This is a genomic window from Pseudoroseomonas cervicalis, from assembly GCF_030818485.1.
GTDB lineage: Bacteria > Pseudomonadota > Alphaproteobacteria > Acetobacterales > Acetobacteraceae > Pseudoroseomonas > Pseudoroseomonas cervicalis_A.
The window spans coordinates 2,660,628-2,685,618 of record NZ_JAUTAJ010000004.1 but is presented as its reverse complement, the minus strand read 5'-3'; the positions used below and the strand labels follow the sequence as shown (position 1 = coordinate 2,685,618).

At 72.8% G+C, this 24,991-nt stretch carries 22 protein-coding genes, 1 pseudogene and 1 riboswitch; of the genes and pseudogenes, 10 read left to right on the top strand and 13 right to left on the bottom strand.

Annotation, left to right across the window (positions count from 1 at the left end; genetic code table 11):
• Nucleotides 1–35: 35 nt before the first annotated feature.
• From cobN to QE401_RS16370, 3 genes are all read right to left on the bottom strand, one after another.
• Nucleotides 36–3,359: a cobaltochelatase subunit CobN gene (gene cobN / locus QE401_RS16380; protein WP_307139214.1), complete on the bottom strand. Its 3,324-nt coding sequence runs from the start codon at nt 3,357–3,359 to the stop codon at nt 36–38.
• A gap of 131 nt (nt 3,360–3,490) precedes the next feature.
• On the bottom strand, nt 3,491–4,522 hold the full coding sequence (gene cobW, locus QE401_RS16375) for a cobalamin biosynthesis protein CobW (protein WP_307139213.1): 1,032 nt from the start codon (nt 4,520–4,522) through the stop codon (nt 3,491–3,493).
• Nucleotides 4,519–4,950, bottom strand: a complete 432-nt coding sequence (locus tag QE401_RS16370; RefSeq protein ID WP_307139212.1) for a DUF1636 family protein — start codon at nt 4,948–4,950, stop codon at nt 4,519–4,521. Before QE401_RS16370 ends, cobW begins: the two co-directional genes overlap by 4 nt.
• Before the next feature lie 141 nt (nt 4,951–5,091).
• Nucleotides 5,092–5,306, bottom strand: a riboswitch (cobalamin riboswitch).
• Nucleotides 5,307–5,487: 181 nt separating this feature from the next.
• Here QE401_RS16370 and QE401_RS16365 point away from each other — a divergent pair.
• Nucleotides 5,488–6,012: a PAS domain-containing protein gene (locus QE401_RS16365; RefSeq protein WP_307139211.1), complete on the top strand. Its 525-nt coding sequence runs from the start codon at nt 5,488–5,490 to the stop codon at nt 6,010–6,012.
• 28 nt (nt 6,013–6,040) lie between these two features.
• Nucleotides 6,041–7,294 carry a methyl-accepting chemotaxis protein gene (locus QE401_RS16360; protein WP_307139210.1) on the top strand — a complete coding sequence of 418 codons (1,254 nt, stop codon included), beginning with the start codon at nt 6,041–6,043 and terminating at the stop codon, nt 7,292–7,294.
• Nucleotides 7,295–7,518: 224 nt separating this feature from the next.
• Here the strand turns inward: QE401_RS16360 and QE401_RS16355 are convergent, their stop codons facing one another.
• The gene (locus QE401_RS16355; protein WP_307139209.1) at nt 7,519–8,751 is read right to left on the bottom strand and encodes an MFS transporter; all 1,233 of its coding nucleotides are present in this window, start codon (nt 8,749–8,751) and stop codon (nt 7,519–7,521) included.
• 93 nt (nt 8,752–8,844) lie between these two features.
• On the opposite strand from QE401_RS16355, the gene QE401_RS16350 reads away from it, so the two are divergent.
• The 5 genes and pseudogenes from QE401_RS16350 to QE401_RS16330 all read left to right on the top strand — a co-directional run bounded on the left by QE401_RS16350 (nt 8,845) and on the right by QE401_RS16330 (nt 12,882).
• On the top strand, nt 8,845–9,774 hold the full coding sequence (locus tag QE401_RS16350) for a LysR family transcriptional regulator (protein ID WP_307140262.1): 930 nt from the start codon (nt 8,845–8,847) through the stop codon (nt 9,772–9,774).
• Between the two features lie 164 nt (nt 9,775–9,938).
• Nucleotides 9,939–10,448 carry a bifunctional adenosylcobinamide kinase/adenosylcobinamide-phosphate guanylyltransferase gene (gene cobU / locus QE401_RS16345; protein ID WP_307139208.1) on the top strand — a complete coding sequence of 170 codons (510 nt, stop codon included), beginning with the start codon at nt 9,939–9,941 and terminating at the stop codon, nt 10,446–10,448.
• The gene (cobO, locus tag QE401_RS16340) at nt 10,445–11,044 is read left to right on the top strand and encodes a cob(I)yrinic acid a,c-diamide adenosyltransferase (RefSeq protein WP_307139207.1); all 600 of its coding nucleotides are present in this window, start codon (nt 10,445–10,447) and stop codon (nt 11,042–11,044) included. The genes cobU and cobO overlap by 4 nt, the downstream gene beginning before the upstream one ends.
• Before the next feature lie 128 nt (nt 11,045–11,172).
• Nucleotides 11,173–12,637: pseudogene (locus QE401_RS16335) on the top strand (cobyric acid synthase).
• Nucleotides 12,638–12,729: 92 nt separating this feature from the next.
• Nucleotides 12,730–12,882, top strand: coding sequence for a hypothetical protein (locus tag QE401_RS16330; protein WP_271136853.1), 153 nt, complete (start codon nt 12,730–12,732; stop codon nt 12,880–12,882).
• Nucleotides 12,883–13,285: 403 nt separating this feature from the next.
• Here QE401_RS16330 and ggpS read toward each other — a convergent pair whose 3' ends face one another.
• From ggpS to cbiB, 4 genes are all read right to left on the bottom strand, one after another.
• Nucleotides 13,286–14,809, bottom strand: coding sequence for a glucosylglycerol-phosphate synthase (gene ggpS, locus QE401_RS16325; protein ID WP_307139205.1), 1,524 nt, complete (start codon nt 14,807–14,809; stop codon nt 13,286–13,288).
• Nucleotides 14,806–15,561, bottom strand: coding sequence for an HAD family hydrolase (locus QE401_RS16320; RefSeq protein ID WP_307139204.1), 756 nt, complete (start codon nt 15,559–15,561; stop codon nt 14,806–14,808). Before QE401_RS16320 ends, ggpS begins: the two co-directional genes overlap by 4 nt.
• A complete protein-coding gene (locus tag QE401_RS16315; RefSeq protein WP_475638089.1) occupies nt 15,558–16,688 on the bottom strand; it encodes an NAD(P)H-dependent glycerol-3-phosphate dehydrogenase in 1,131 nt (376 codons plus the stop codon). Before QE401_RS16315 ends, QE401_RS16320 begins: the two co-directional genes overlap by 4 nt.
• A gap of 473 nt (nt 16,689–17,161) precedes the next feature.
• Nucleotides 17,162–18,154 carry an adenosylcobinamide-phosphate synthase CbiB gene (gene cbiB, locus QE401_RS16310; RefSeq protein ID WP_307139203.1) on the bottom strand — a complete coding sequence of 331 codons (993 nt, stop codon included), beginning with the start codon at nt 18,152–18,154 and terminating at the stop codon, nt 17,162–17,164.
• 23 nt (nt 18,155–18,177) lie between these two features.
• Here cbiB and cobD point away from each other — a divergent pair, with 23 nt between their 5' ends.
• Nucleotides 18,178–19,182, top strand: coding sequence for a threonine-phosphate decarboxylase CobD (gene cobD, locus QE401_RS16305; protein ID WP_307139202.1), 1,005 nt, complete (start codon nt 18,178–18,180; stop codon nt 19,180–19,182).
• 83 nt (nt 19,183–19,265) lie between these two features.
• Nucleotides 19,266–19,457 (top strand): hypothetical protein, encoded by a 192-nt coding sequence (locus QE401_RS16300; RefSeq protein ID WP_307139201.1) that lies wholly within the window; start codon nt 19,266–19,268, stop codon nt 19,455–19,457.
• On the opposite strand, the gene QE401_RS16295 is transcribed toward QE401_RS16300, so the two are convergent.
• From QE401_RS16295 to coxB, 3 genes are read right to left on the bottom strand one after another with little or no spacing between them, the layout of a single operon-like run.
• Nucleotides 19,435–19,812: a hypothetical protein gene (locus tag QE401_RS16295; protein ID WP_307139200.1), complete on the bottom strand. Its 378-nt coding sequence runs from the start codon at nt 19,810–19,812 to the stop codon at nt 19,435–19,437. The two genes, QE401_RS16300 and QE401_RS16295, sit on opposite strands and share 23 nt — an antisense overlap.
• On the bottom strand, nt 19,809–22,316 hold the full coding sequence (gene ctaD / locus QE401_RS16290) for a cytochrome c oxidase subunit I (protein ID WP_307139199.1): 2,508 nt from the start codon (nt 22,314–22,316) through the stop codon (nt 19,809–19,811). Before ctaD ends, QE401_RS16295 begins: the two co-directional genes overlap by 4 nt.
• Nucleotides 22,313–23,371 (bottom strand): cytochrome c oxidase subunit II, encoded by a 1,059-nt coding sequence (gene coxB, locus QE401_RS16285; RefSeq protein WP_307139198.1) that lies wholly within the window; start codon nt 23,369–23,371, stop codon nt 22,313–22,315. Before coxB ends, ctaD begins: the two co-directional genes overlap by 4 nt.
• Here coxB and QE401_RS16280 point away from each other — a divergent pair.
• Entirely contained in the window at nt 23,306–23,791 is a 486-nt protein-coding gene (locus tag QE401_RS16280; RefSeq protein ID WP_307139197.1) for a DUF2231 domain-containing protein, read from the top strand. The two genes, coxB and QE401_RS16280, sit on opposite strands and share 66 nt — an antisense overlap.
• Here QE401_RS16280 and QE401_RS16275 read toward each other — a convergent pair.
• Together QE401_RS16275 and QE401_RS16270 are read right to left on the bottom strand one after the other, a co-directional pair.
• Nucleotides 23,755–24,261, bottom strand: coding sequence for a CopD family protein (locus QE401_RS16275; protein ID WP_307139196.1), 507 nt, complete (start codon nt 24,259–24,261; stop codon nt 23,755–23,757). The genes QE401_RS16280 and QE401_RS16275 overlap by 37 nt on opposite strands.
• Before the next feature lie 25 nt (nt 24,262–24,286).
• Nucleotides 24,287–24,991, bottom strand: coding sequence for a cytochrome c oxidase assembly protein (locus tag QE401_RS16270; protein WP_307139195.1), 705 nt, complete (start codon nt 24,989–24,991; stop codon nt 24,287–24,289).

Here is a 24,991-nt window from a genome sequence, read left to right as displayed (position 1 = left end):
TTTGGTTCTTTTTTTCAAAAAAGAACGAGAGAAAACTAAACATCATTCCGCCGCGCATGCCACAGCCCCCTCTCGCGGGCCTCGGCGAAGCGCGCCCGCAGCGCCGCCAGCGCCTCCGGATTGTGCTCGGCCAGGAAGGACAGGACCGCCTCGTCGCCCAGCGTCGCCGCGTGCAGCAAATCGAACTGCCGGTCGAAGCGGGTGGGCAGGGTGGCGGCGAAGCCGTGCAGCGCCTCCACCGCGCGGGCGATCTCGGCGGCGCCGCGGCGGCCATGGCGCATCATGCCGGCGATCCAGGCCGGGTTGGCGGCGCGGCCGCGCAACACGCGCGCCACCTCCTCCGCCACGCTGCGCAGGCGCGGCTCGCCGGGGCGGCTGGTGTCGGCGTGATAGAGGGCGGGGCTGGCGCCGAGCAGCGCGGCGGCGGCGGCGAAACCGCCGGCATGGGCGGCGACCTCGGGGCTGTCCAGCAGGTCGGTGCCGTCATGGTCCTGGCTGTGCAGGAAGGCCTCGGCCAGGGCCAGCCGGTCGCGCAGCGCCTCGGGCGCCGCGACGCCCTCCAGCCCCTGGCCATAGGCGGCGGCCGAGCCGGCGATCCAGGCATGGCCGAGATCCTCCCTCCGCGCCCAGGCGCCCTTGGTCAGGATCTCCTCCAGCCCCGTGCCATAGGCGCCGGGGGCGGCGCCGAAGATGCGGGCGGTGGCCTGGCGCAGCGCGGCGCCCTCCAGCCCCGCCGCGCTGGCGGCCAGCGCGTTCCATTCCGGCGCCTCGTCCCGCGCGGCGATGGCGCGCACCGCCTCGTCGAACAGCGCGATCTGCGCCGGGAAGGCGTCGCGGAACAGGCCGGAGATGCGCAGCGTGACATCGACGCGCGGCCGGTCCAGCAGCGCCAGCGGGATGATCTCGACCCCCGTGACGCGGGCCGAGGCCGCGTCCCACACCGGCCGCGCGCCCATCAACAGTAAAGCAAGCGCCAGATCCTCCCCCCCCGTGCGCAGCGTGGCGCTGCCCCAGAGGTCGAGCATCAGATGGCGCGGCCAGTCGCCCTGCTCCTGCCGGTGGCGGCGCAGCAGGTCGTCGGCGGCCTTCTCGGCCAGGGCCAGGGCGGAGCGCGTGGGCACGCCGCGCGGGTCGATGCTGTACAGGTTCCGCCCGGTGGGCAGCACATCGGCGCGGCCACGCGTCGGCGCGCCGGCGGGGCCGGGGGGGACAAAGCGCCCGTCCAGCGCCGCCAGCAGCGCATCCCGCTCGGCCGCCGCGCAGGCATCCAGCCGCGCCGGGTCGAAGCCGGGCGTGGCGCGGGCCAGATTCTCCAGCAGCAAAGCGCGGCGCTCCGGCGCCGGCGGGCGGCCGAAGATGTGCAGCCCGTCGCGGATCTGCAGCTCCTTCACGTCGCACAGCCAGGCATCGAGGCGGGAGAGCGCCTCCTCCTCCGGGATGTCGCGCGGGATATGGCCTTCCTCGAGCAGCCCGGCCTCCCCGGCGCGGTCCAGGATGGCGCGGCGCAGCAGGGCGGTGCGGCGGCGGTCCAGCCCGTCGGCGGCGGCGTATTCGTCGATCAGCTTTTCCAACTCGGCCGCGGCGCCGTGATGGCCGGCGGATTTCAGCGGCGGCGTCAGATGGCCGATGGTGACGGCCCCCAGGCGGCGCTTGGCGACCGCGGCCTCGCCCGGGTTGTTGACGATGAAGGGGTAGGCCACCGGCAGCCCGCCCAGCAGGGCGCGGGGCGCGCAGGCCTCCGACAGCGCCACCGCCTTGCCCGGCAGCCATTCCAGCGTGCCATGCGTGCCGAGATGCAGCAGCGCATCCGCCCCGCGCCGCAGCGCCAGGTAGAAGGCGATGTAGCCATGGCGCGGCGGCGTGTCCGGGTCGTGATAGGCGGCCGAGCGGTCCAGCGCCCCGCCGCGATCCGGCTGCACCGCCATCAGGATTTTTCCCAGTTCCAGATGGCGGGCGTGGAAGGCGCCGTCCTGGCAGGTGGGGTCGTCTTCCGGGTCGCCCCAGGCGGTGGTGACCGATTGGCGCAGCGCCTCGGGCAGGGTGGCGAAGGCCGCCCGGTAGTCTTCCAGGGACAGCAGCGGGGTGGGGGCGCCGCGTGTCAGGGCCTGGGCCAGGGTTTCGGCCGTGACGGTCGCGCCGCCGGTGTCGTAGCCGGCGGAAGCCAGATCGCCGAGCAGGGCGGCGAGGCTTTCAAAGCTGTCCAGCCCCACCGCATGGCCTTCCTGCCCGCCCATCGCCGGATAGTCGGAGAGCAGCACCGCCACCCGCCGCCCGGCGCGCGGGGTGGCGGCGAGCCGCGCCCAGCCCAGCGCCCGGTCGGCGGCGAGCGCGATGCCGCTGGCATCGGGCGCCAGCAGGGTGCGGGATTGCTCCAGCCCCGGCAGGGGCTCGGCCGGGGCCTTGAAGCCGATGGCGGCGGTCAGCAGCCGCCCATCCAGCTCCGGCAGCGCCACCTGCATGGCGAGGTCGCTCTGCGACAGCCCGCGCGGCGAGGCCGCCCAGGCCTCCCGCGCCGCGCCGGAGAGCATCACCTGCAGAATGGGGGCGCCGGCGGCCTCCAGCGGCGACTCCCCCTCCTGCCGCGCGGCGAAGGCGGTGGCGTTCAGCACCACCGCCGGGCGCCAGGCCGAGAGCCGCTCCCGCACCAGCGCGGCGGAGCCCGGCTCCTTCAGGCTGGCGACATGGAGCCCGCGCACCCGCAGCCCGCGTGCCCGCAGCGCCGTGGCCAGCTCCAGCATCGGCGCGATGTCGCCGGAGAGCAGGTGGGAGCGGTAGAAGACGATCACCGCCTGCGGGTCGGCCTCCTCCGCGCCCAGCCCGTGCTCGCCGCAGAGCAGCAGGGGGATGGGCGGAGTGCCGTCATCGGCGCCGAGCCCGGCCCAGTGCGCGGCCAGGCGCAGGGCGGCGGCCAGATTGTCCGGCCCGCCCTCGGCCAGCAGCGCGTCCATGCGGGCATGCATGGCGGGCGGCACGGTGGAGAGTTCGGCGAGCCGGGCATCGTCGCGCCCGTCGCCGGGCAGGAGCGCCAGCGGGATGCCCTCCCGCCGGCAGAGCGCCGCGACCTCCTCCGCCCCGTAGCGCCAGTATTCCAGCCCGCCCAGCAGGCGGATCACCACGCAGCGGGAACGCGCCAGCGTGTCCTCGGCATAGAGGTCCACCGACATCGGGTGCCGCAGCCGGCCGAGATTGGCCAGCCGCAGCGTGGGCCGTGGTTCCGCGAGCCGCGACCAGCCCATCGCCGCCGCGCCGAGATCCGCGTCGCTGAAGGACAGCAGCACGAGGTCCGCCGGGGCATGGCCGAGATCCTCGGCCTGCTCGGCATCGTCCAGGCTGCGGGTTTCGCGGACGAGGAGGTGCAAGAGACAGGTCTTTCAGAAGGTTCTTTTTTGGAAAAAAGAACCAAAAAACTTTTTTCAGTTTGGCGTCCCGCTTCTCCGGGAGACGGCGGCAGCCTGAAAGAAAACTTCTTTTTCTTCAGAAAAAGAAGACCTTAGGCGAGAATCTCCTTCGCGATCGCTTCCACATCCATCCCGGTCTGCCCGATGACGACCAGATGCCCGTCCCGGTCATCCGTCCAGGCCCGGTCGAAATGCTGGCGGAAGCGGCGGCCGACGCCCTGCACGGCCAGGCGCATCGGCTTGCCCTTCAGCCGCACGAAGCCCTTGATGCGCAGGATGTCGTGCCGCGCGGCGACCTCCGGCAGGCGGCGCATCAGATCATCCGCCGAGTCGTATTCCGGCAGCACCAGCACGAAGCTCTCGAAATCGTCGTGTTCATGCGCGCCATCCACCGCATCGTGGTGCGAGGGGCGGGCGTCGAGATCCTCCTCGGCGGCGGCGTTCAGGCCGAGCAGGATGGCCGGGTCCAGCGCGCCCTCCTTCGCCGGCACCAGCTTCACCGCGCGCGGCAGGCGCGGGGCGAGATCGGCGCGCAGCGCCGCGAGCGCGGCCTCATCCAGCAAATCGGCCTTGTTCAGCACGACGATGTCGGCGGCGTTCAGCTGGTCCTCGAACACCTCGGCCAGCGGGTTGTCGTGGTCGAGGGAGGGGTCGGCCGCGCGCTGGGCGGCCACCGCCTCCGGGTCGTCGGCGAAGCGGCCTTCGGCGGCGGCGGGGCTGTCCACCACCGTCACCACGCCATCGACCGTAACGCGGGAGCGGATGGCGGGCCAGTTGAAGGCCTTGATCAGCGGCTTGGGGAGCGCGAGGCCCGAGGTCTCGATCAGGATGTGCTCGGGCGGGTTGGGCCGGCCGAGCAGCGCCTCGATGGTCGGGATGAAATCATCGGCCACGGTGCAGCAGAGGCAGCCATTGGCCAGCTCGACGATGTTCTCCGCCTCGCAGCCGGGGATGCCGCAATCCTTCAGCGTCTCGCCATCGACGCCGAGGCTGCCGAACTCATTGACGATGATGGCGATGCGGCGGCCCCCGGCGCGGCTCATCACATGGCGCAGCAGGGTGGTCTTCCCGGCGCCGAGGAAGCCGGTGACGATGGTGGCGGGAACCTTTTCAAGCGCGCTCATGCGGCACTCTCCTGCGGGGCGTCGGTGAGGGAGGGAAGGCGGCCCAGCACGGCGCCGCGCAGCGATTCGGGGCGGCGGGAGGGCAGCACGGCCCCCGTCGGATGCGCCGCATAGGTCTCGGCATAGGCCAGCAGATCGGCCGGCGGCGCCTGGTCCAGCCGGCCGAGCAGGTAGCTCCACTTGCCGGCCTGGGTCATGGCGCCGGCGCAGCCCTGGGCGCAGACCGAGAGGCATTTGGCCGCGCGCAGCGTCACGGGCGGCGCCGGATGCGCGGCCAGCGCCGCGGCCAGGCTGTCGAACAGGATCTGGCCCGGCGGCACCTCGCCCTCGGCCAAAGTGCGGCCGGCGCGGCAGGTGGTGCAGAGGATCAGGCAGGGCGGCGCGATGCCGGGCGCGGTGTCCTGGGGGGTGTCTGCGGCCGGCTCCATGCGTCTCTCCGGCGCCCCGGGGGGCGCGTGCAGGCACGGGATGCCGACCGCCCGGAGGGGCGCGGGCCCGCCCGGGTCGAGGGTGCCCGAAGCGTGACGCCCGGGCCCGTCGCCGCCCGCCGGGGCACCCCGCCCGGTGGCACGATCCGATGGGTGATGGCAGGTCTCCTGGCTCGCGGATCCGGCGCGCCCCGCCGGCCTTCCCAGGCGCGTGCCCAGTGGCCGGGGTGGCGGGGCGCTCTCCGCCTACAGTTGCGGGGGCAGCCGCGGATTGGGACCTTCCTCGCCGAGGAGCAGGGCCGGCACCGCATTCCCTTTTCACCTCCCCTTCGGGAGGACCATCGCAGCGTGCTTAGGCGGCGGCCGGGGCGGGTGTCAAACCCGGCGCGCGGGGCGCTTTATGCGAAATCTCTTATGTTCGGCGCTCGCGGCAGCCGCCAGCCCGGCCGCCGGGAGCGCCGAAACCGGCCTAGGAAATGGTTAACATTTTTTAGCCTAAGCTCCGGAAGCGGCAGGAAAGCAGGCAGAATCCGGGATATGGCCAGGACCAAGATCACGCCGACGGGCCGGGAAGCCCCGCTCGGCGAGGAGGAGCTTATCGTCAGCAAGACGGACCTGAAGGGTCGCATCGTCTATGCGAATGACGTCTTCCTGCGCGTCGCGAAATACAGCGCGGCCGAGATCCTGGGCCAGCCGCACAGCATCGTCCGCCATCCGGAGATGCCGCGCTGCGTCTTCAAGCTGTTCTGGGACACGCTGGAGCGTGGCGAGGAATTCTTCGGCTATGTGCTGAACATGGCCGCCGATGGCGACCATTACTGGGTCTTCGCCCATGCCACGCCGACGCGCGACGCGCAGGGGCGGGTGGTCGGCTACCATTCCAACCGCCGCAAGCCGGATGCGGCGCAGGTGGCCAAGGTCTGGCCGGTCTATCAGCAGCTGCTGCGGATCGAGCAGGCGGCGGCGGACCGCAAGCAGGGCATGCAGCAGGGCACCACCGCGCTGCAGGAGCTGCTGGCGAAACAGGGAACCAGCTATGAGCGCTTTGTCTTCTCTCTCTGAGCCGCGCTGGCCCCTCGGTCTCGCCACCTTGCTCGCCGCCGGCCATGCCGGCTATGTCGCCCTCTCCGGCGCGACGGCGGTGGAGACGGGGCTGGCCCTGCTGCCGGCGCTGGCCTGCGGCGCCGCGCTGGCGGCGCTGCTGCGGCAGGAAGGCGCGATGCGCCGCACCGCCGCGGTGGCCGAGGCCGCCGCCAAGGGCGACCTGGAAGCCCGCGTGCTGGAGGTGCCGGCGCCCGGCGCGCTCGGCCTGCTGCAGCGGCGGGTGAACCACCTGCTCGACATCACCGACGCCTATGTGCGCGAATCCGCCGGCGCCATGCGCGCGGCCAGCGGCGGGCGCTACTACCGCAAGGTGCTGCTGCGCGGCCTGCCCGGCGCCTTCCGCAGCGGCGCCAACGACATCAACGCCGCTGCCAACGCCATGGAAGGCAAGGCGCGCGAATTCACCGCCTTCGCCGAGGGGTTCGAGGCCAGCGTCGGCGGCGTCATCCGCAACGTGGCCAGCGCCGCCGGGGGGCTGCGCGACACCGCCACCGGCATGTCCGCCACCGCCGAGCAGACCAGCCAGCGCGCCGCCGCCGCCGCCACCGCCACGCATCAGGCCGAGAGCAGCTCGCAGAATGTCGCCGTCGCGGCGCGGCAGCTTTCCTCCGCCGTGTCGGAGATCACCCGCCAGGTCGGCCGCGCCTCGCAGATCGCGCGCTCGGCGGTCACCGCGGTGGAGCAGACCAACGCCACGGTCGCCGGGCTGAACGAGGCGGCGCAGCAGGTGGGAGAGGTGGTGCAGCTGATCTCCGGCATTGCCGGCCAGACCAATCTGCTGGCGCTGAACGCCACGATCGAGGCGGCGCGGGCGGGCGAGGCCGGCAAGGGCTTCGCCGTGGTGGCCGGCGAGGTGAAGGGGCTGGCCAGCCAGACGGCGCGCGCCACCGACCAGATCACCCAGCAGATCGGCGCCATGCAGAGCGCGCTGGCCGAGGCGGTGGAGGCCATCACCCGCATCGGCAGCACGGTGCGCGAGACCGATGAGGTGGCGACCGCCATCGCCGCCGCGGTGGAGGAGCAGAGCGCCGCCACCGCCGAGATCGCCCGCAGCGTCGAGCAGGCCGCCGCCGGCACCGCCGAGGTCGGCCGCAACATCGACGCGGTGCGCGAGGCGGCGGGCGCCACCGACAGCGCCGCCACCGCGATGCGCGAGGCGGCGGCCGGCCTGTCGGGCGAGGCGGAGCGGCTGAACCGCGAGGTCGGCGGCTTCATGGAGAAGGCGCGCCGCGCCGTCTGAGGCGCGGCGGCCGGCCCGGGGGACGGCCTGGGCGGTGGGGCGCCGGCTTTGTGCCGGGCATGTCCGCGGCCCGGGCCCCCGGCAGAAGGGCCGCGAGGCGCCAGGACGATCCCGCGCCCGGACACCAGGACAGAAAAAGGCGGCGCCCCGGGACCGGAAGCGCCGCCTGACCGCGGCGGGCCGCGCCGGCCCGCCCGCTTGCGGCCCCCGCGGGCCGCGCCGCCTCAGCGCCGTGTGGCGCGGCCGCCGAGGCGCAGCGCCAGGGCGGTGAGCCCGGCCAGCGTCGCCAGCCCCATCACCCCGGCCCAGCCGCCCGCCGCATAGGCCAGGCTGCCGAGACCCGCGCCCGAGGCCATGCCGATGAACACGCCGGTGAACATCAGCGCGTTCAGCCGGCTGCGCGCCTCCGGCCGCAGCCCGTAGATGATGGTCTGGTGCGCCACCAGCGTCGCCTGCACACCGAAATCGAAGCCCACCGCGCCGATCGCCAGGATGGCCAGCTGCGCCAGGGGCGGCAGCAGCGTGGCCGGGGCCAGGGCGGCCAGCAGCAGCACCGCGAAGGACAGCGCCACCATGGCGGCGCCGAGGCGCGTCACCAGCTCCGGCCCGCGCCGGTCGGCCAGCCGCCCGGCCAGCGGCGCGGCCAGGGCGCCGGCGGCACCCGCCAGGCCGAAGGCGCCGGCAAGCGCGCTGCCCAGCTGGTGCTGCTGGTGCAGCATCACCGCCAGCAGCGACCAGAAGGCGCTGAAGCCGACCGAGAGCGCGCCCTGCGCCAGGGTGGCGCGGCGCAGCGCCGGCAGTTCCCGCCACAGCGCCAGCATGGACAGCATCAGCCCGGACCAGGGCAGGGTGGTGGTGGGGCGGAAGCGCGGCAGGGCGCGCCAGGCGGCCAGCAGCAGCCCGGCCTCGGCCAGCGCCGCCAGCAGGAAGACCGAGCGCCAGCCGAACCGCTCGGCCAGCACGCCGCTGGCGACGCGGGAGAGCAGGATGCCCAGCAGCAGCCCGGTCATCACCGTGCCGACCATGCGGCCGCGATGCTGCTCCGGCGCCAGGATGGCGGCCGCCGGCACGATGTCCTGCGCCACCGTGGCGGTCAGGCCGATCGCCAGGCTGCCGGCCAGCAGCCAGGGCAGGCTGGGCGCCATTCCGCTGCCGGCCAAGGCGAGGACCAGCAGCGCCGCCTTGGCCAGGATCAGCCGGCGGCGGTCGAAACGGTCGCCCAGCGGCGCCAGCAGCAGGATGCCCAGCGCATAGCCCAGCTGCGCCAGCATCGGCACCAGGCCGAGCAGCGCCGGGTCGCCCGGCAGCTGCCCCTCCAGCACGCCGAGGATGGGCTGGGCGTAGTAGAGCGCGGCCACCGAGAAACCGGCGCCGCTGGCCAGCAGCAGCACCAGCGCGCGGGAGGGGCCGTCGGCTGTGGATGCGCTGGCTGTATGGGGGAGGGAGAGGGAGGTCATGGCGAGCGTCCGCTTGAGGATGCCCGCCCAGATATTCCCCTTCGCGCCGCCGCTGTAGTGCGGTGCAGCGTAGATCGTCTATACGTGGCACGTATGAGGACCCCAGAGCCGGCCGGCGGCGCCGACCGTATCGAGCTGCTGCGCAGCTTCCTGCGCATCGTCGAGGCCGGCAGCCTCTCGGCCGCGGCGGCGCAGCTCGGCACCACCCAGCCCACCATCAGCCGTCGGCTGCAGCTGCTGGAGCGGATGCTGGGGCTGCGGCTGCTGCGCCGCTCCACCCATGGCCTGGCGCTGACCGAGGATGGCGAGCGCTGCCTGGCCCATGCGCGGGAGGTGCTGGATGGCTGGTCGGTGCTGGAGGAGACGCTGCGCGGCTCCCGCGAGGGGGCGAGCGGCCTGTTGCGGGTGCAGGCGCCGCATGCCTTCGGCCAGGACCAGCTGATCGCCCCGCTGGCCGAGTTCCTGGCGGCGCATCCCGAGGTCTCGGTCGAGTGGCGGCTGCAGGACCGGATGCCGGATTTCATCGCCGACGGCATCGACTGCGCCATCCGCGTGGGCTGGGTGGAGGAGCCCTCGGTGGTGGCGGTGCGGCTGGCCGATGTGCCGCGCATCGTCGTCGCCGCGCCCGGGCTGTGGGGCGATGGCCCGCCGCCGCAGGATGCGGCGCTGCGCGACCTGCCCTGGCTGGCGCTGACCACCTATTACCGCGACGAGGTCACCCTGACCCGCGAGGATGCGGCGCTGCGCTTCCCGATCCGCCCGCGGCTCGGCACCGACAGCCTGCACGCGCTGCGCGCCGCGGCGCTGGCGGGGCTGGGCGCCGCCATCGTCTCGGCCTGGGCGGTGGCGGAGGATCTGCGCCTGGGGCGGCTGGTGCAGCTGGCGCCCGACTGGCGCGCGGCGCCGCTGCCGGTGTCGCTGGTCTATCCCGCCGGGCGGTTGCAGCCGGCGCGGCTGCGGCATTTCATCGCGCTGATGCGGGAGAGGATGCCGGGGCTGACCGGGTTGGAGAAGCCGAAGTAGGAGAAGAAGTTCTTTTTTGGAAAAAAGAACCAAAAAACTTTTTCCAGTTTGGCGTCCCGCTGTGCCGGGAGACGGCGGCAGCCTGATAAAAGTCTTTTTGCTTCTTTTTCTTCAGAAAAAGAAGATTCTTGCCCCTCTTCCGACGTCAGGCTACCCCGGCCCGCATGAGCTTCACCCTGGTCCTGGGCGGCGCCCGCTCCGGCAAGTCGCGCCATGCCGAGGGGCTGATCGCCCGCCATCCCGCCCCCTGGGCCTATCTGGCCACGGCCGAGGCCTGGGATGCGGAGATGCGCGCGCGCATCGCGGAGCACCAGGCGCGGCGCGATTCCCGCTGGCAGACGCTGAACGTGCCGCTCGACCTGCCGGTGGCGCTGGCGGAGGCCGGGCCGCGCCCGGCGCTGGTCGATTGCCTGACGCTGTGGCTGACCAATCTGATGCTGGGCGAGCACGATATCGGCGCGGCCACCGATGCGCTGGAGGCGGCGCTGGCGGCTCGTGCCGCACCCACCGTGCTGGTGGCGAATGAGGTGGGGTTGGGCATCGTGCCGGAGAATGCGCTGGCGCGGCGGTTCCGCGATGCGGCCGGCGTGCTGAACCAGCGCCTGGCCGCGCGCGCGGCGCGGGTGCATTTCGTCGCGGCCGGCCTGCCGCTGGTGCTGAAGGGGGAGCCATGACCGAGGATGCCGGGCGCCATCGCGAGAAGATGGCGAAGCGCAAAGCCGTGCAGGATGCCGAGGTGGCTTCTAAGACCGTCGAGAAGGGCCTGCTGATGGTCCATACCGGGGCGGGCAAGGGCAAATCCACCGCCGCCTTTGGCCTGGCGCTGCGCATGCTGGGGCGGGGGCGGGGCGTCGGCGTGGTGCAGTTCATCAAGGGCGCCTGGAGCACGGGGGAGCGGCCCATCCTGGAGGGGCTGCCCAACCTCGAATGGCACAGCATGGGCGAGGGCTTCACCTGGGAAACCCAGGACCGGGAGCGCGACATCGCCGCCTGCCGCCGTGCCTGGGAAAAGGCGCTTGAGCTGATGCAGCGCCCCGGCCTCGGCCTTCTGGTGCTGGACGAGCTCTGCATCGCGCTGCGCTATGGCTACCTGCCGGTGGAGGAGGTGCTGGCCGGCCTCGCCGCGCGGCCGCCGATGCTGCATGTGGTCGTCACCGGCCGCAACGCGCCGCCCGCCTTGCTGGAAGCCGCCGATCTGGTGACGGAGATGATGCCGGTGAAGCACCATTTCGCGGCAGGGGTGAAGGCGCAGGCAGGGATCGAGTTTTAAGAGTTCTTTTTTGGAAAAAAGAACCAAAAAACTTTTGTCAGTTTGGCGTCCTGCTGTGACGGGAGGACGGCGGCAGCCTGACAGAAAGTCTTTTTGCTTCTTTTTCTTCAGAAAAAGAAGGATCTGATATGACCGCACGCGCCCTGATGCTGCAAGGCACCGGCTCCTCCGTCGGCAAATCGCTGCTGGTGGCCGGTCTGGCGCGGGCGCTGGTGCGGCGGGGGCTGTCGGTGCGGCCCTTCAAGCCGCAGAACATGTCGAACAACGCCGCCGTCACCGCGGATGGGGGCGAGATCGGCCGGGCCCAGGCCTTGCAGGCGCGCGCGGCCGGCGTGGCGCCCAGCGTGCACATGAACCCGGTGCTGCTGAAGCCGCAGAGCGAGATCGGCGCGCAGCTAGTGGTGCAAGGGCGGGTGCGCGGCACGGCGCGGGCGCGGGAATACCAGGCGATGAAGCCGGCGCTGCTGCCCGATGTGCTGGACAGCTTCGCCCGGTTGCGGGCCGAGGCCGATATCGTGCTGGTGGAGGGGGCGGGCAGCGCGTCGGAGATCAATCTGCGGCGCGGCGGACATCGCCAATATGGGCTTCGCGCGGGCCACGGACACGCCGGTGGTGCTGGTGGGCGATATCGACCGTGGCGGGGTGATCGCCGCGCTGGTCGGCACGCACACGGTGCTGGAGCCCGAGGATCGGGCGATGATCCGCGGCTTCATCGTCAACCGCATGCGCGGGGATCTCTCCCTGTTCGAGGAGGGCATGGCGCAGATCGCGGCGCGCACCGGCTGGGCGCCGCTCGGCCTGGTGCCGTTCTTCGACGGCGCGCGCCGCCTGCCGGCCGAGGATGCGCAGGATCTGCTGGAGCATCTTCCGCGCCGTGCTGGCGCGGGTTGCCGCATCGCCGTGCCGCTGCTGCCGCGCATCGCCAATTTCGACGATCTGGACCCGCTGGCGGCGGAGCCGGGGGTGGAGCTGATCCCGCTGCGCCCGGGCATGGCGCTGCCGGAGGGGGTGGATCTGGTGATCCTGCCCGGCTCCAAGGCCACCATCGCCGATCTGGCCGCGCTGCGGGCGGAGGGGTGGGACACCGACATCCTGGCGCATCACCGGCGCGGCGGGCGGGTGCTGGGCCTGTGCGGCGGCTACCAGATGCTGGGCCGCTCGATCGCCGATCCGGAGGGGGTGGAGGGGCCCGCGGGCGCGGTGCCCGGCCTCGGCCTGCTGGCGGTGGACACCGTGCTGGCGGGGGAGAAGCGCTTGGCGCCGGCCTCCGGCACGACCCTGGCCGATGGGCTGAGCTTCACCGGCTATGAGATGCATATCGGCCGCACCACCGGCCCGGACACGGCGCGCCCGCTGCTGCGTCTGGCGGATGGGCGGGCGGAGGGTGCGTGCTCGGCCGATGGGCGCGTGGCGGGCACCTATGTGCATGGCTTCTTCTCGGCCGATGCGCAGCGCGCCGCCTGGCTGGCGCGGCTCGGCGCCAAGGCCGCGCCGCGCGACCATGAGGCGGAGGTGGAGGCGGCGCTGGACGCGCTGGCCGCGCATCTGGAGCGGCACATGGACATTCCGGGGCTGCTGGCGCTGGCCAGCTAGGGCGTGGCCGCGTTGACCATTTCGGGAGCCGTAAACCGAATCGTCACGCTTGGTGTTTTACCTTCGAAAGCAACCGATTGGACCCCCCGGCCATGACCCTGCTGCACATCATGCTGCGCCCCTTCACCCGCCCTGAGCCGAGCAGCGCCGCGCTGGCCGCCCGCCTCTACCGTGCCAGCCGCGCCCATGGCGGCCGGTTGCGCCTGCAGGATTGCCTCCGCATGGCCCGCACCCTGCACGCCTGATTCTTTCGGGCTGCCGCTGCCGGGTTGAGAGGCGGGACGCTGCACTGAGGGGCGGCGCCGCTGTTCCGGTAGCGCCGCAGCCATGGATGGCGTGGCGGCCGCTGCACAGATGCGGCGCCCGCCTGCATTCAAGCCTTCGCCTGGTTCCGGCATGCCGGAGCGGGGCGAGGGTTTTCTGCCGTGCGCTGCGCCTGAAAAAGCCCTGGCCTGGGGTGTTTCAGGTCAGGGCTTTCTGCTGTCGGCCGCCGGCCAGCCGGGCGCAGGGTGACCGCAATCCGAAGGCCGGAGGGTACCAGACGCGCCTGCCACCACCCAGGGCCGGAGAGCGACGCTGCCCCCACAGCGCCGCCCGTATCGGCCCTGACCGGCAGCTGAAAGAAAAGCCCTGACCGGCAGCTGAAAACTAGGCGGCGGCGGAGAGGGGGGCGGGGGGGCGGAAGCCGATCGCCTCGAACTCCGCGAAGATGTGGTCGGTCCACAGGCTGATATCGCCCTCCTGCACCGCGCGGCCCATGCGCTCCATGCGGGCGATGGCCTCGGCCTGCTTCATGTCCAGCGCCTCGTCCAGCGCGCGGTCGAGGTTGCGCTTGGAATAGGGGTTGGTCATCACCGCATCCGGCAGCTCGACGGCGCAGCCGGCGAATTCCGAGAGCACCAGCGCGCCGGGCTGGCCCTGCTTGGCGGCGACATATTCCTTGGCCACCAGGTTCAGCCCGTCGCGCAGCGGCGTGGTCAGGCAGAGATCGGCGACATTGTAGTAGGCCAGCAGCGTCTCGAAGGGGATGGAGTTGCTGAACAGCACCACCGGCGTCCAGTCGAGGCGGGAGAAGCGGCCATTGATGCGGCCGGCCAGCGCCTCGATGTCGCGCTGCGTGTCCTCATAGACCTTCATCTGCGCCGCGGCGCGGACCGAGGTGGCGACCAGCTTCACCTCCCCCACCAGCTCGGGGCGGCGTTCCAGCAGGCGCTCGAAGCCCTGCAGCGCCTCGATCATGCCCTTGGTGTAGTCGGTGCGGCCGACGGCCATGATCATGCGGCGGCCGGAGAGCCCGTCGCGGATCTCCCGCTGGATGGCGCGGTTCTCCGGGCGCCGCACCACATCGGCGATCAGCGCGGCATCGGTGCCGACGGGGGCGGTGTCGATGCGCACAGCGCGGCCGCCGGCGCGCAGCAGGGTCGGCATGGTCGGCTCGGACAGCGCCTGGCCGGGCGCGCCGAAGGCGGCCGGCACCGGGGCCTCCTCCACCAGCTCCGCGCCGCCCAGCGCGCGGGCCAGCGCCGCGAAATTCGCGGCGTAGCGCGGCGTGTGGAAGCCCACGCTGTCGCAATCCAGCAGGCTGTCCAGGATCTCCTGCCGCCAGGGCAGGATGTTGAAGACATCCGGCGCCGGGAAGGGCGTGTGGTGGAAGAAGGCGATGCGCGCGCGCGGCTTCAGCTGCCGCAGATAGGCCGGCACCAGCCACAGATTGTAGTCATGAACCCAGATGACGGCGTCATCCTCGGCCTGGGCGGCGGCGGCTTCCGCGAACTTCCGGTTGACCGCGCGGAAAGTGTCCCAATCGGCATTGTCGTAGTGGAACAGCGACGGGAAGGAATGCAGCACCGGCCACAGCGCCTCCTTCGAGGTGACGTGGTAGAAGCTCTCCACTTCCTCGGCCGTCAGCCCGAGGCGGGAGACGGTGTAGCCGCCATTCTCGTCATCGATATGCACGGCGCGCTCGAAGCTCTCGCCGGGCTTCGCCAGCTTCCACGCCACCCAGGCGCCGGCGCCGGGCGCGGTGCGGCGGAAGAAGGATTTCAGCGTCGGCACGATGCCGTTCGGGCTGCGGTTCGGGCGGAACACCGTCTGCCCGTTCTCCACCGCCTCCTCATAGGGCTGGCGGTGATAGACGATGACGAGGGAGGATTTCGGGGTCTCGGTGCTCATGCCACGGCCTCCGGCAACAGGGAAAAATGGCGGATGGCATCGAGGATGCCGGCGGCGCCCGGAAGGGCGGAACGGTAGGTCTCGGGCCAGTCGCGCAGCGCTTCCAGCAGCCGCGGCTCGGAATTGCCGACGGCGACGCCCTTCAGCCCGGTCTGGAACAGCGACAAATCGTTCATCGTGTCGCCCGCGGTCAGCACGCGCCCGGCCGGCAGGCCCAGCGCCTGCACCAGGCGCAGCAGCGTCGGCCCCTTGGCGATGCCGCGCGGCAGCACGTCGAGATAGGTGTCGGCCGAGGTCAGCACGTCGAACCCCTCCGCCTCGACCTTGCGCAGCGTGGAATCCTGCAGCAGCGCCGGGTCGTAATAGTAGCTGAGGCGGTGGCGGAACGGGGTGGGCTGCAGCCGCAGCCCGGGCTCGCCCTGCAGCAGCGCCGCCAGGCGCGCGCCGGCATTGTTCCAGCGCGCCGCGATCTCCGCCTCCAGCGTCGGGATCGGCGCCAGCGTCTCCCCATCGAAGACCGAGGTGCCGACATCGCCGATGACGTAGCGCGGCTGCGGCATGCCCGGCTCGCGCAGCAGGGCGCGGATGAAATCGCGGTCGCGCCCCGTGACGAAGACCAGCAGCACATCGTCGCGGCTGTTGATCTGCTCATACAGCGCGCGGCGCTGCGCCGTGCTGCCGCCGAGGAAGGTGCCGTCGAGATCCGTCGCCAGCACCAGGTTCAGCGGATGGGTCTGTGCGGCGCCCCTCATGCGAAGACGCGCTCCCGCCGCGGCGTGGCGAGCGCCGGATGCGCGATGCTGGCGCGGTGCTCCAGGCCCCGCGGCTCGGCGCGCAGCGGGCCGGTCAGCAGGGCGGCGATGGCGCGCTCCACCGGCAGGCCATGATGCACGACGCGGTCCACCGCCTCGCAGATCGGCATGGCGACGCCGAGGCGCTGGGCCAGCGCCAGGACGGAGCGCGCATTGGCCACCCCCTCCACCACCGCGCCCTGCGCCGTCCGCGGCGCGCGGCCGGCGCCCAGCGCCTGGCCGAAGGAGAAATTGCGCGACTGGGTGGAGGAGCAGGTGAGCATCACATCCCCCGCGCCCGACAGGCCCAGCACCGTCTCGGCCCGGCCGCCGAGCGCCGTGGCCAGCCGGCTGATCTCGGCGAGCCCGCGCGCCAGCAGCGCCGCGCGCGGATTGGCGCCGAGGCCGCGCCCATCGATCACGCCGGAGGCGATGGCCAGCACGTTCTTCACCGCGCCGCTGACCTCGACCCCCACCGGGTCGTCGGACAGGTAGGGGCGGAAATGCCGGCTGGCGAAGCTCACCGCGATGCGCGCCGCGTGATGGCCCTCGGCGAAGATCCCGTCCGGGCCAGGGGCGGCGGCGATGGTGACGGCGGTCGGCTGGTCCTCCGCCACCTCGGCGGCGAAGCTCGGGCCGGAGAGCACGGCCTGCGGGCGGCCCGGCATCTCCTCGGCGATGACCTGCGTCATCAGCGCGCCGCTATCGGCCTCGATCCCCTTGGCGCAGAGCACCACCGGCACGCCATCCGGCAGCAGCCGCTCGACCCGCGCCGCGATGCCGCGCAGATGCTGCGACGGCACCACCAGCACGGCCAGCTCCGCACCGCGCAGCGCGGCGGCGAGGTCGGCGGTGGTGGCGATGGCCGGCGGAATGGCGTGATCGGGCAGGAAGGGATTGCGCCCGGTGCGGGCGATCTGGGCGATGGCCTCGGCCTCGCGCACCCAGAGGCTGGTGCGGCGGCCGGAGCGCTGCGCGGCCAGCGCCAGGGCGGTGCCCCAGGCACCCCCGCCGATGACGGCGACGCGGTGATACGGGGCGGGGTCGTGGAACGCGATGTCCCGGGTGGCGGATCCGTTGGGAAGCACGGAAGGGCCCTCCGTTCTTGGGGCGGCCGGACGCGGCCGCGCTCTGTGTCGAAAAGCGGCAATGGCCGCGGGCGGATGCACTCTCTGGCGGTTGTTGAGAGACCAAGCTGCGATGCTGCGCCGCGAAAATCAAGTCCTGGCGAGGCATGGAGATGCGATTCGGGCGAAAGTTTCGTCGCCAATCTCGGGAGATTCTCGGCGGTCGCGGATTTATGTAAAATTTACTTAGCTTATATTTGAAATAATATAGGACTAAGAAAAATCTTCTTTGGGGAAAGTGCTGGCAGGCTGGGGGAATGAATTCCCCCAGACCCCCATCTTTTCTCTGCCAGCTGCCGGTCAGGGCCGCGACGGGGTCGCTGCACGGCCACCCCCCGCACCGGCCCGGCCGCGTTCCATGCAGCCACAGCCTGGCAACAGCGCCATGGCTGACCCCTGTCAGCCCGCGCCCCGCCCCAACGCAGCGTCCCGCCTCACCACAGGACGGCGGCAGCCAGAAAAAAGAAGGGAAGGGAGCAGGCGAGGCGGTAGAGGCGCAGCGCGCGGCGGAGGTCGGCCGGGGTCGCGGCGGCGCGGCCATCGCCCATCCAATGGTCCTCGACCCGCACGGCGCCATAGATGCGGGGGCCGGCCAGGCGCAGGCCGAGCGCGCCGGCCATCGCCGCCTCCGGCCAGCCGGCATTGGGGGAGCGGTGGCGCCGCGCATCGCGCCACACGGCGCGCCACGCCCCGCGCGCATCCGCCCCCGGCAGCAGCAGCGCCGCCAGCCCGATCCACAGGGCAGCGAGGCGGGAGGCCGGCAGGTTCACGATGTCATCCAGCCGCGCCGATGCCCAGCCATAGGCGCCGTAGCGCTCATTGCGGTGGCCCACCATGCTGTCGGCGGTGTTGATCGCCTTGTACAGCGCGATTCCCGGCAAACCGGCCACGCCGCACCAGACGGAGGGTGCGACCACCCCGTCGGAGAAATTCTCCGCCAGGCTCTCGATGGCGGCGCGCACCACCCCGGCCTCGTCCAGGACGGCAGTGTCGCGGCCGACGATCATCGACACGGCGCGCTGCCCCGCCGCCAGCCGCGCGGCCGCATCGCCCGGCCCCTCCAGCGCATCGGCCACGGCGGCCACATGCTCGTACAGGCTGCGCTGCGCCGGCAATGTGGCGGCCAGCAGCGCCAGCAGCCCGACCGCCAGGCCCCAGGGCAGCAGCGCCAGCAGGCCGAGCTGCAACGCTGTCGTGGGCACGCCCACCGCCAGCAGCAGGAGCAGCAGCCCCAGCACGCCCCGCCGCCGCCGCGCGGCGAAGGGCACCGAAAGAACATTCAGCCGCCGCTCCAGCGCCGCGATCAGCCCGCCCATCCACACCACCGGATGCCGGATGGTGGCATACAGCGCTTTGGGGTAGCCGAAGGCGGCCTCGGCCAGCAGCGCGCCGAGCAGGATCAGCAGGGGGGTGTGCAAATATGCCATCGCCAGCGCGGGAAGGAGAGGGCATGCCGGCTAGCATGGCGGCAGCAGGGTTGGAACATGGCGGCCGCCTCGGCGCCGCGCGGGCGCGCTTCGCCGGCGCGCCGGAGCCCTTCATCGACCTCTCCACCGGCATCAACCCGATCCCCTGGCCGGTGCCGCCCCTGCCGGCGGCGGCCTGGGCCCGCCTGCCGGAGCCGGAGGAGGAGGCCGCGCTGCGCGCCGCCGCCGCCGCCGCCTATGGCGCCGCCAGCCCCGACATGGTCGCCGCCGCCCCCGGCACGCAGCTGCTGATCCAGCTGCTGCCGCGCCTCTTCCCGCTGCCGCGCCTGGCGATCCTCGGCCCCACCTATGCCGAGCACGCCGCCTGCTGGCGCGCCGCGGGCACGGTGGTGGAGGAGGTGGCGGATGCGGCCGCCCTGGCCGAAGCGCCCGCCGCCCTGCTCTGCAACCCCAACAACCCGGATGGCCGCCGCCTGTCGCGCGCGGAGATCGGCGCGCTGGCCGATGCCATGGCGGCGCGCGGCGGGCTGCTGCTGGTGGATGAGGCCTTCGCCGATCTGGAGCCGGACCCGCTCAGCGCGGCGCCGCTGCTGCCGCATCCGGCGCTGATCCTGCTGCGCTCCTTCGGCAAGAGCTACGGCCTGGCCGGGCTGCGGCTGGGCTTCGCCCTGGCGGCGCCGCAGCGCGCGGCGGCGATCCGCGCGGCGCTCGGGCCCTGGGCGGTGTCGGGCCCGGCGCTGGCCATCGGCCGCGCCGCCCTGGCCGACGCCCCCTGGCGGGCAGCCGCCGCCGCCCGGCTGGCCGCCGATGGTGCGCGGCTGGACGCGCTGCTGCAGCGCGCCGGGCTGCGCGTGCTGGGCGGCACGCATCTGTTCCGGCTGGCGGAGGGCGAGGCTGGCCATTGGCACGACAGGCTGGGCCGCCAGGGCATCCTGGTGCGGCCCTTCGCCGCCCGGCCGCGCTGGCTGCGCTTCGGCCTGCCGCCCGACGAAGCCGCCTGGGAGCGGCTGCAACGCGCCCTCCTCTGAGACACCGGTCACGGCTTTCTGATATTGAGAATTATTCTCAACTAAGCCAGCATGCGGGCCTCAGCGGAGGGGAGAGGCCCACCATGTTCCATCACCGGTCCTGCGGCACGGTCCAGCTCGTGGCGCTGATGGCGGCGCATCGCGCCCTGCGCGACGCCCCCCTGCCGCTGCGGCAGGAGGATGTCGAGGCGCTGCTCGACCGGCTGGAAGCGCCGCGCGAGACGCGGTCCTGGCCGGAGCGCCCGGCGAAGCTCACGCGCAGCTGGAGGTCATGAGCACCGGCAGCCCGGTCCAGAAGGTCGCCGCCAGCGCCAGCGCGCAGCCGCCGAAGCCGACCACGCGGCGGAAGCTGCGCTCGGCATCGTCCAGCGGCTCGGCGCTCCAGGCGGCCCAGCCGAGCAGGCCGAGCAGCGCCAGATGCAGCGCCCAGACCGCCAGCATCACCAGCCGCTGCAGGCTGGCCGGGCCGACCGGCACCGCCTCCCACCCCGCCGCGCAGCCGACCGAGACGGCGGCATAGAGCGCGACGAAGGCCAGGCTCCACAGGATGAAGGCCAGCGTCGCCAGCGCCGCGCCGGGCAGGCGCCGCGCCCAGCCCCGCGGCAAAGCACGGGTGAGGCGGGCGATCATGCGATCCCGCCCCAGAGCAGCCAGAAGCCCAGCGCCGCCAGCCCGGCCAGCGCCGTATAGCCCTGCCACAGCCCGGTGTTGCGCGGCGCCAGGTCGCGCAGCGCCGAGACATAGCCCGCCCGCTCCCGCGCCGCGCTGTAGCCGGCCATGACGGTGCCGAGCCCGGCATGCAGCCCGGCATAGGCGCAGAGCGCCAGCAGCACCGCCGGCTGGGCATGGCCGGTATAGTCGGCCGCCGCCCGCCAGGGCAGCGCCGCCAGCGCCGCGGTCGCCAGCAGGCCGCACAGGGCGGAGGCCGCCATCCAGCCCGTGCCGGCGCGGCCGCGCGCCAGGCGCCGCCGCGCCAGGGCGGTGGCGGCGGGGGCGGCCAGCAGCCCGGCCAGCGCCGCCAGCAGCAGCGCCGGCGGCACCCCGGGCAGCGGCGGCGGCGGCCAGCCCGGCGCCACCAGCCACAGGAACAGCGCGCCGAAGATCAGCGCGCCGAACATCGCCGAATCGCCCAGCAGCAGCAGCCCCATCGCCCACAGCCCGGGCTGCGAGGGCGCGGCCGGGTGCGGCATGGCGCTCTCGCCATGGCCGATCGGCAGCGGCGCGGGGTCGTGCCGCAGCCCCATGCTCCAGCACCAGGCGAGGCCGCAGAGCAGCACCAGCAGCGCGCCGAACCCGGCCAGCCAGTACAGCTTCAGCACCAGCCCGGCGAAGCCCAGCGCGGTGGCGAGCCCGGTCCAGAGCGGCAGGAAGGAGGGTTTCGGCAGGAGGATCAGCTGGTCCACCCGGCCCGAGCTGACTTCGACGCCGAGCGTCTCCATCCGGCCCTGGCGCGGCTCCGCCAGATAGTGCCGGCCGGCGGCCAGCGCGCGCGCCAGGCCGGGCTGCCCGGCCAGCGGGGTGCGGCTGGCCACCGGCGGCAGGCTGGCGGTGTTGTAGCTGGGCGGCGGCAGGGCCATGGCCCATTCCAGCCCGCCCGTCTCCGGCGTGGCGCCCCAGGGGTTGCGCGGCGCGTGGCGGCCGAAGCGCGGCTGCATCAGCAGGTCGATGGCGAAGAGCGCGAAGCCGATGGCGGTGAGGAACCCGCCCACCGAGGAGATCAGGTTCAGCCAGTCCCAGCCAATGCCCTCGGGGTAGGTGTAGACGCGGCGCGGCATGCCGCGCAGCCCGGTCAGGTGCATCAGCAGGAAGGTCATGTTGAAGCCGATGAAGACCAGCCAGAAGGCGATGCGGCCGAGATGGAAGACCGGCATCCGCCCGCTGATCAGCGGCATCCAGTAATAGGCCGCGCCCATCATCGGCAGCACGAAGCCGCCCACCAGCACATAGTGCAGATGCGCGACGATGAACTGCGTGTCGTGCACCTGCCAGTCGAAGGGCACCACGGCGACCATCACCCCGGTCAGCCCGCCGGCGGTGAAGACGAAGAAGAAGCCCAGGATGTAGAGCATTGGCAGTTCGAGCCGCGGCCTGCCCTTCAGCAGCGTCGCCAGCCAGGCGAAGACCTGCACCGCGGTCGGGATCGCCACCGCCATCGAGGCCGCCGAGAAGAAGCCCAGCGCCATATGCGGGATGCCCACGGTGAACATGTGGTGCACCCACAGCCCGAAGCTGAGGAAGCCCATGGCGATCAGCGCCAGCACGATGCCGTTGTAGCCGACCAGCCGGTGGCGGGCGAAGACCGGCAGAATGGTGGAGATGGTGCCCGCCGCCGGCAGGAAGATGATGTAGACCTCCGGATGGCCGAACAGCCAGAACAGGTGCTGCCACAGCAGCGGGCTGCCGCCGCGCTCCGGGTCGAAGAAGGGCAGGCCGAAGGCGCGCTCCGCCTCCAGCAGGAGCGAGCCCAGGATCAGCGGCGGGAAGCCCAGCACCATCATCCCGGCGGTGACCAGGATGTACCAGGCGAAGATCGGCATGCGCCGCAGCGCCATGCCCGGCGCGCGCAGCTTCAGGATGCTCGCCACCAGCTCGATCGCCGCGCCCATCGCCGAGATCTCGACGAAGGTGATGCCGAGCAGCCAGACATCGGCATTGATGCCCGGCGTGTAGGTGGCCGAGGAGAGCGGCGTGTACATGAACCAGCCGCTGTCGGGGGCGAGGCCGGCCAGCATCGCCAGCACGATGAAGCCGCCGCCCAGCACATAGCACCAGTAGCCGTAGGCGGAGAGGCGCGGGAAGGCGAGGTCGCGCGCGCCCAGCATCTTCGGCAGCAGGTAGAGCGCCAGCCCCTCGAACATCGGGATGGCGAAGAGGAACATCATCACCGTGCCATGCATGGTGAAGACCTGGTTGTACTGGCCGGCATCCATGAAGGCGTTGCCGGGCAGCGCCAGCTGCGCGCGGATCAGCATGGCCAGCACGCCGCCGATGGCGAAGAACACCGCCGCCGTGACCATGAAGCGCAGGCCGAGCACCGAATGGTTCACCGCCGCCAGCCGCCCCCAGCCCGGCGGCGTGCCCCAGATCGCCTCCAGCGCGCGGTGGCGGGCGATCGGCGACAGGTCTCCGCTCAACGCGTGCTCTCCAGATAGCCGATGATGGCGTCGAGATCGGCCGACGGCAGCGAATCATGCGCGGGCTCGCCGCTGCCGGGCTTGATACGCTCATGCCGGGTCAGCCAGAGGCGCAGATCGCCCGCCTCCCGGTAGTCCAGCGCCCCGGCGCCGAGCCGGTCGCGCTGGGCGAGGCCCGCCAGGTTCGGCGCCGCGCTGGCCTGGCCGGCATCGATGCTGTGGCAGCTGGCGCAGTTCTGCGCGAAGGCCGCGGCGCCGGGATGCGCGGGGTCGGGCCGCGCCGCCGCCAGCCGGGCCAGCGCCGCCTCGTATTCCTCTGGCGGGTGGGCGCGCAGGCGGAAGCGCATGCGGGCATGCTGCAGCCCGCAGAACTCGGCGCATTGCCCGTCATAGACACCCGGCGCATCGGCCTGCAGCCGCAGCACATTGGGGTGGCCGGGGATGGCGTCCATCTTGCCGGTCAGCCGCGGCACCCAGAAGCTGTGGATGACGTCGCGCGCCTCGATCCGCAGCTCCACCGTCTGCCCGGCGGGGATGTGCAGCTCATTGGCGCTGTGCAGCGCCCGGCCCGCGGCATCGGTGTGGATGAACTCCCACCACCAGCGATGGCCGATGGCGGTGACGCGCAGCACGCCCGGCTCCTCGGGCCGCGCCAGCAGCGCCTCCCCGGTGCGCAGCGAGACCGCCAGCAGCACGCCGAGCACGACCAGCGGAAAGACCAGCCCCCAGCCCAGCACGAAGCGCCGCACCCGCAGCCCATGGCCGCGCCGCTCGCCGCGCAGCGCGTAGAGGGCGAGGCCGCAGACCAGCGCCAGGATCGGCAGCGCGGCCGCCAGCATCGCCCACCACAGCCAGGCCACGGCCGCCGCCCCCGGCCCCGCCGGATCGAGGGTGGAGAGCGGCCCGTCGCAGGCGGCGAGGAACCCGGGCAGGGTCGCGGCGCTTAACGCCCGCAGGCGGCGATGGTGCCGCCGGCCAGGAGGCGCGCGATGTCCGACCCGATCCCCGAGCTCAGCAGCCAGGGCGCCAGCTCCAAGGTGGCGGTCGCCGGCCACCCGATCCACGCCATGCTGGTGGCCTTCCCGATCGCGCTGGTGATGGCGACGCTGGCCTGCGACGCGCTGTACTGGTGGGATGGCGACCCGTTCTGGGTGCGCGCCGGCCTCTGGGCCTCGGGCGCGGCCTTCCTGCTCGGCCTGCTGGCCGGGCTGTCCGGCACGGCGGAGCTGCTGCTGGTGCGCGACATCCGCCGCCACAGCGCCGGCTGGACGCATTTCGTCGCCGCCGTGATGCTGCTCTCCGTCGCCGGCGCCAATTGGGGCGTGCGGCTGCAGCAGGGCGAGGCGGCGCTGCTGCCCTGGGGCGCCTTCCTGTCGCTGCTGGCGGCCTTCTTCGTCGGCCTGGCCGGCTGGCATGGGGGCAAGCTGGTGTTCGAGCATCAGATCGGCCTCATGCTCTCCAACGACGAGGATTGAAGCAGGATGCGGCCGCTGCCGGGCTGGCGCAGCCAGTCCGGCAGCGCCGCGGCGTCGAGCGGCGGCTTGCCCAGCACCAGCAGCAGCACGGCGAGGATCAGCAGGCTGGCGCCGCCCAGCATGGCAAGGCCCGCCAGGCGCGGGAAACGCTGCTCCGGCCGGGCCAGCCGGGCGAGCGCCAGGCCGTAGCTCATATGCAGGGCGACCATGCCGCCCACCACGGCGAGCTTCAGGTAGAGCCAGGGCTCGAACACCGCATAGCCGAAGATCAGCCCGGTGCCGCTGGCGATGGCCAGCACCGCGGCGGGCGACATCACCACGCGGTAGCCGATCCAGGTGAAGCGCCAGAGCCGCTTCAGCTCGCGCATCGGCAGGCGCTGCACGCGGCCGATGAACAGGCCGGGCAGCATCAGCAGCCCGGCGCACCAGATGCACAGCGTGGCGATATGCGCCGCCTTCAGCCAGGCCATCCGCGCTGCCTCCCTGCCGGCGGGCTCAGCCGCGTTCCGCCCGCAGCCAGGCCGCGCCCTGCGCCAGCGCCGGCAGCAGATAGGCCAGCGCCGCGGGCACCCACATCAGCAGCCCGGCCAGCTGCTGGTCCTGCAGCGGCGACAGGCCCCAGGGCCCGGTGGTCGCCAGATGCGGCGCGTAGAGCGCGACAGGGGCGAAGGTCAGCAGCGCGCCCAGCATGCCCATGCCGACCATGCCGGCCAGCAGCGCGCCGATGCCGGGCAGCGCCGCGCCGCGCGCCAGCGCCGCGCCCCAGAACCAGGTGGCGCTGCCGAGCAGGCTGAGCTGCATCAGCCAGTAGACGGCGTCCGAGGACAGCGCCGCCGCATAGGCCGGCGGCGCGTGCCAGGCCCAGAGCAGCAGCAGATGCGCCGGCACGGCCAGCGCCAGGCCGCGCCGCGGCGCCAGCCCGGCCAGGGCCAGCAGCGGCGCCGCCAGCGCCACCAGCAGCACATGGTGCAGGCTGCGCGCGGCGAAGAGGGCGGAGGCCAGGGCGCAGAGCGGCGAGACGAAGGCCAGCGCCAGCACCGCCCAGGCGGCCAGCGCAGCCAGGCCGCGCGCGCCTTTGGGTCCGCGCAGCAGCAGCCATGCCAGGCCGAGGGCCAGCGCCGTCAGCAGGTAGGGGTCGAGGTTCCAGCGCCCCCACAGCTCGGCCGGCAGCGGCGCCACGCCGCAATAAGGTATTGGCAT

Bases quoted from the DNA above. Each gene is read 5' to 3' on its own strand.
- cobO (WP_307139207.1), top strand. From the start codon at position 10,445: ATGACCGAGGATGCCGGGCGCCATCGCGAGAAGATGGCGAAGCGCAAA.
- cbiB (WP_307139203.1), bottom strand. From the start codon at position 18,154: ATGGCATATTTGCACACCCCCCTGCTGATCCTGCTCGGCGCGCTGCTG.
- QE401_RS16365 (WP_307139211.1), top strand. From the start codon at position 5,488: ATGGCCAGGACCAAGATCACGCCGACGGGCCGGGAAGCCCCGCTCGGC.
- QE401_RS16275 (WP_307139196.1), bottom strand. From the start codon at position 24,261: ATGGCCTGGCTGAAGGCGGCGCATATCGCCACGCTGTGCATCTGGTGC.
- cobW (WP_307139213.1), bottom strand. From the start codon at position 4,522: ATGAGCGCGCTTGAAAAGGTTCCCGCCACCATCGTCACCGGCTTCCTC.
- QE401_RS16320 (WP_307139204.1), bottom strand. From the start codon at position 15,561: ATGAGGGGCGCCGCACAGACCCATCCGCTGAACCTGGTGCTGGCGACG.
- QE401_RS16295 (WP_307139200.1), bottom strand. From the start codon at position 19,812: ATGATCGCCCGCCTCACCCGTGCTTTGCCGCGGGGCTGGGCGCGGCGC.
- QE401_RS16280 (WP_307139197.1), top strand. From the start codon at position 23,306: ATGTCCGACCCGATCCCCGAGCTCAGCAGCCAGGGCGCCAGCTCCAAG.
- QE401_RS16355 (WP_307139209.1), bottom strand. From the start codon at position 8,751: ATGACCTCCCTCTCCCTCCCCCATACAGCCAGCGCATCCACAGCCGAC.
- QE401_RS16350 (WP_307140262.1), top strand. From the start codon at position 8,845: ATGAGGACCCCAGAGCCGGCCGGCGGCGCCGACCGTATCGAGCTGCTG.
- cobU (WP_307139208.1), top strand. From the start codon at position 9,939: ATGAGCTTCACCCTGGTCCTGGGCGGCGCCCGCTCCGGCAAGTCGCGC.
- cobD (WP_307139202.1), top strand. From the start codon at position 18,178: ATGCCGGCTAGCATGGCGGCAGCAGGGTTGGAACATGGCGGCCGCCTC.
- ggpS (WP_307139205.1), bottom strand. From the start codon at position 14,809: ATGAGCACCGAGACCCCGAAATCCTCCCTCGTCATCGTCTATCACCGC.
- QE401_RS16370 (WP_307139212.1), bottom strand. From the start codon at position 4,950: ATGGAGCCGGCCGCAGACACCCCCCAGGACACCGCGCCCGGCATCGCG.
- QE401_RS16330 (WP_271136853.1), top strand. From the start codon at position 12,730: ATGACCCTGCTGCACATCATGCTGCGCCCCTTCACCCGCCCTGAGCCG.
- QE401_RS16300 (WP_307139201.1), top strand. From the start codon at position 19,266: ATGTTCCATCACCGGTCCTGCGGCACGGTCCAGCTCGTGGCGCTGATG.
- QE401_RS16270 (WP_307139195.1), bottom strand. From the start codon at position 24,991: ATGCCAATACCTTATTGCGGCGTGGCGCCGCTGCCGGCCGAGCTGTGG.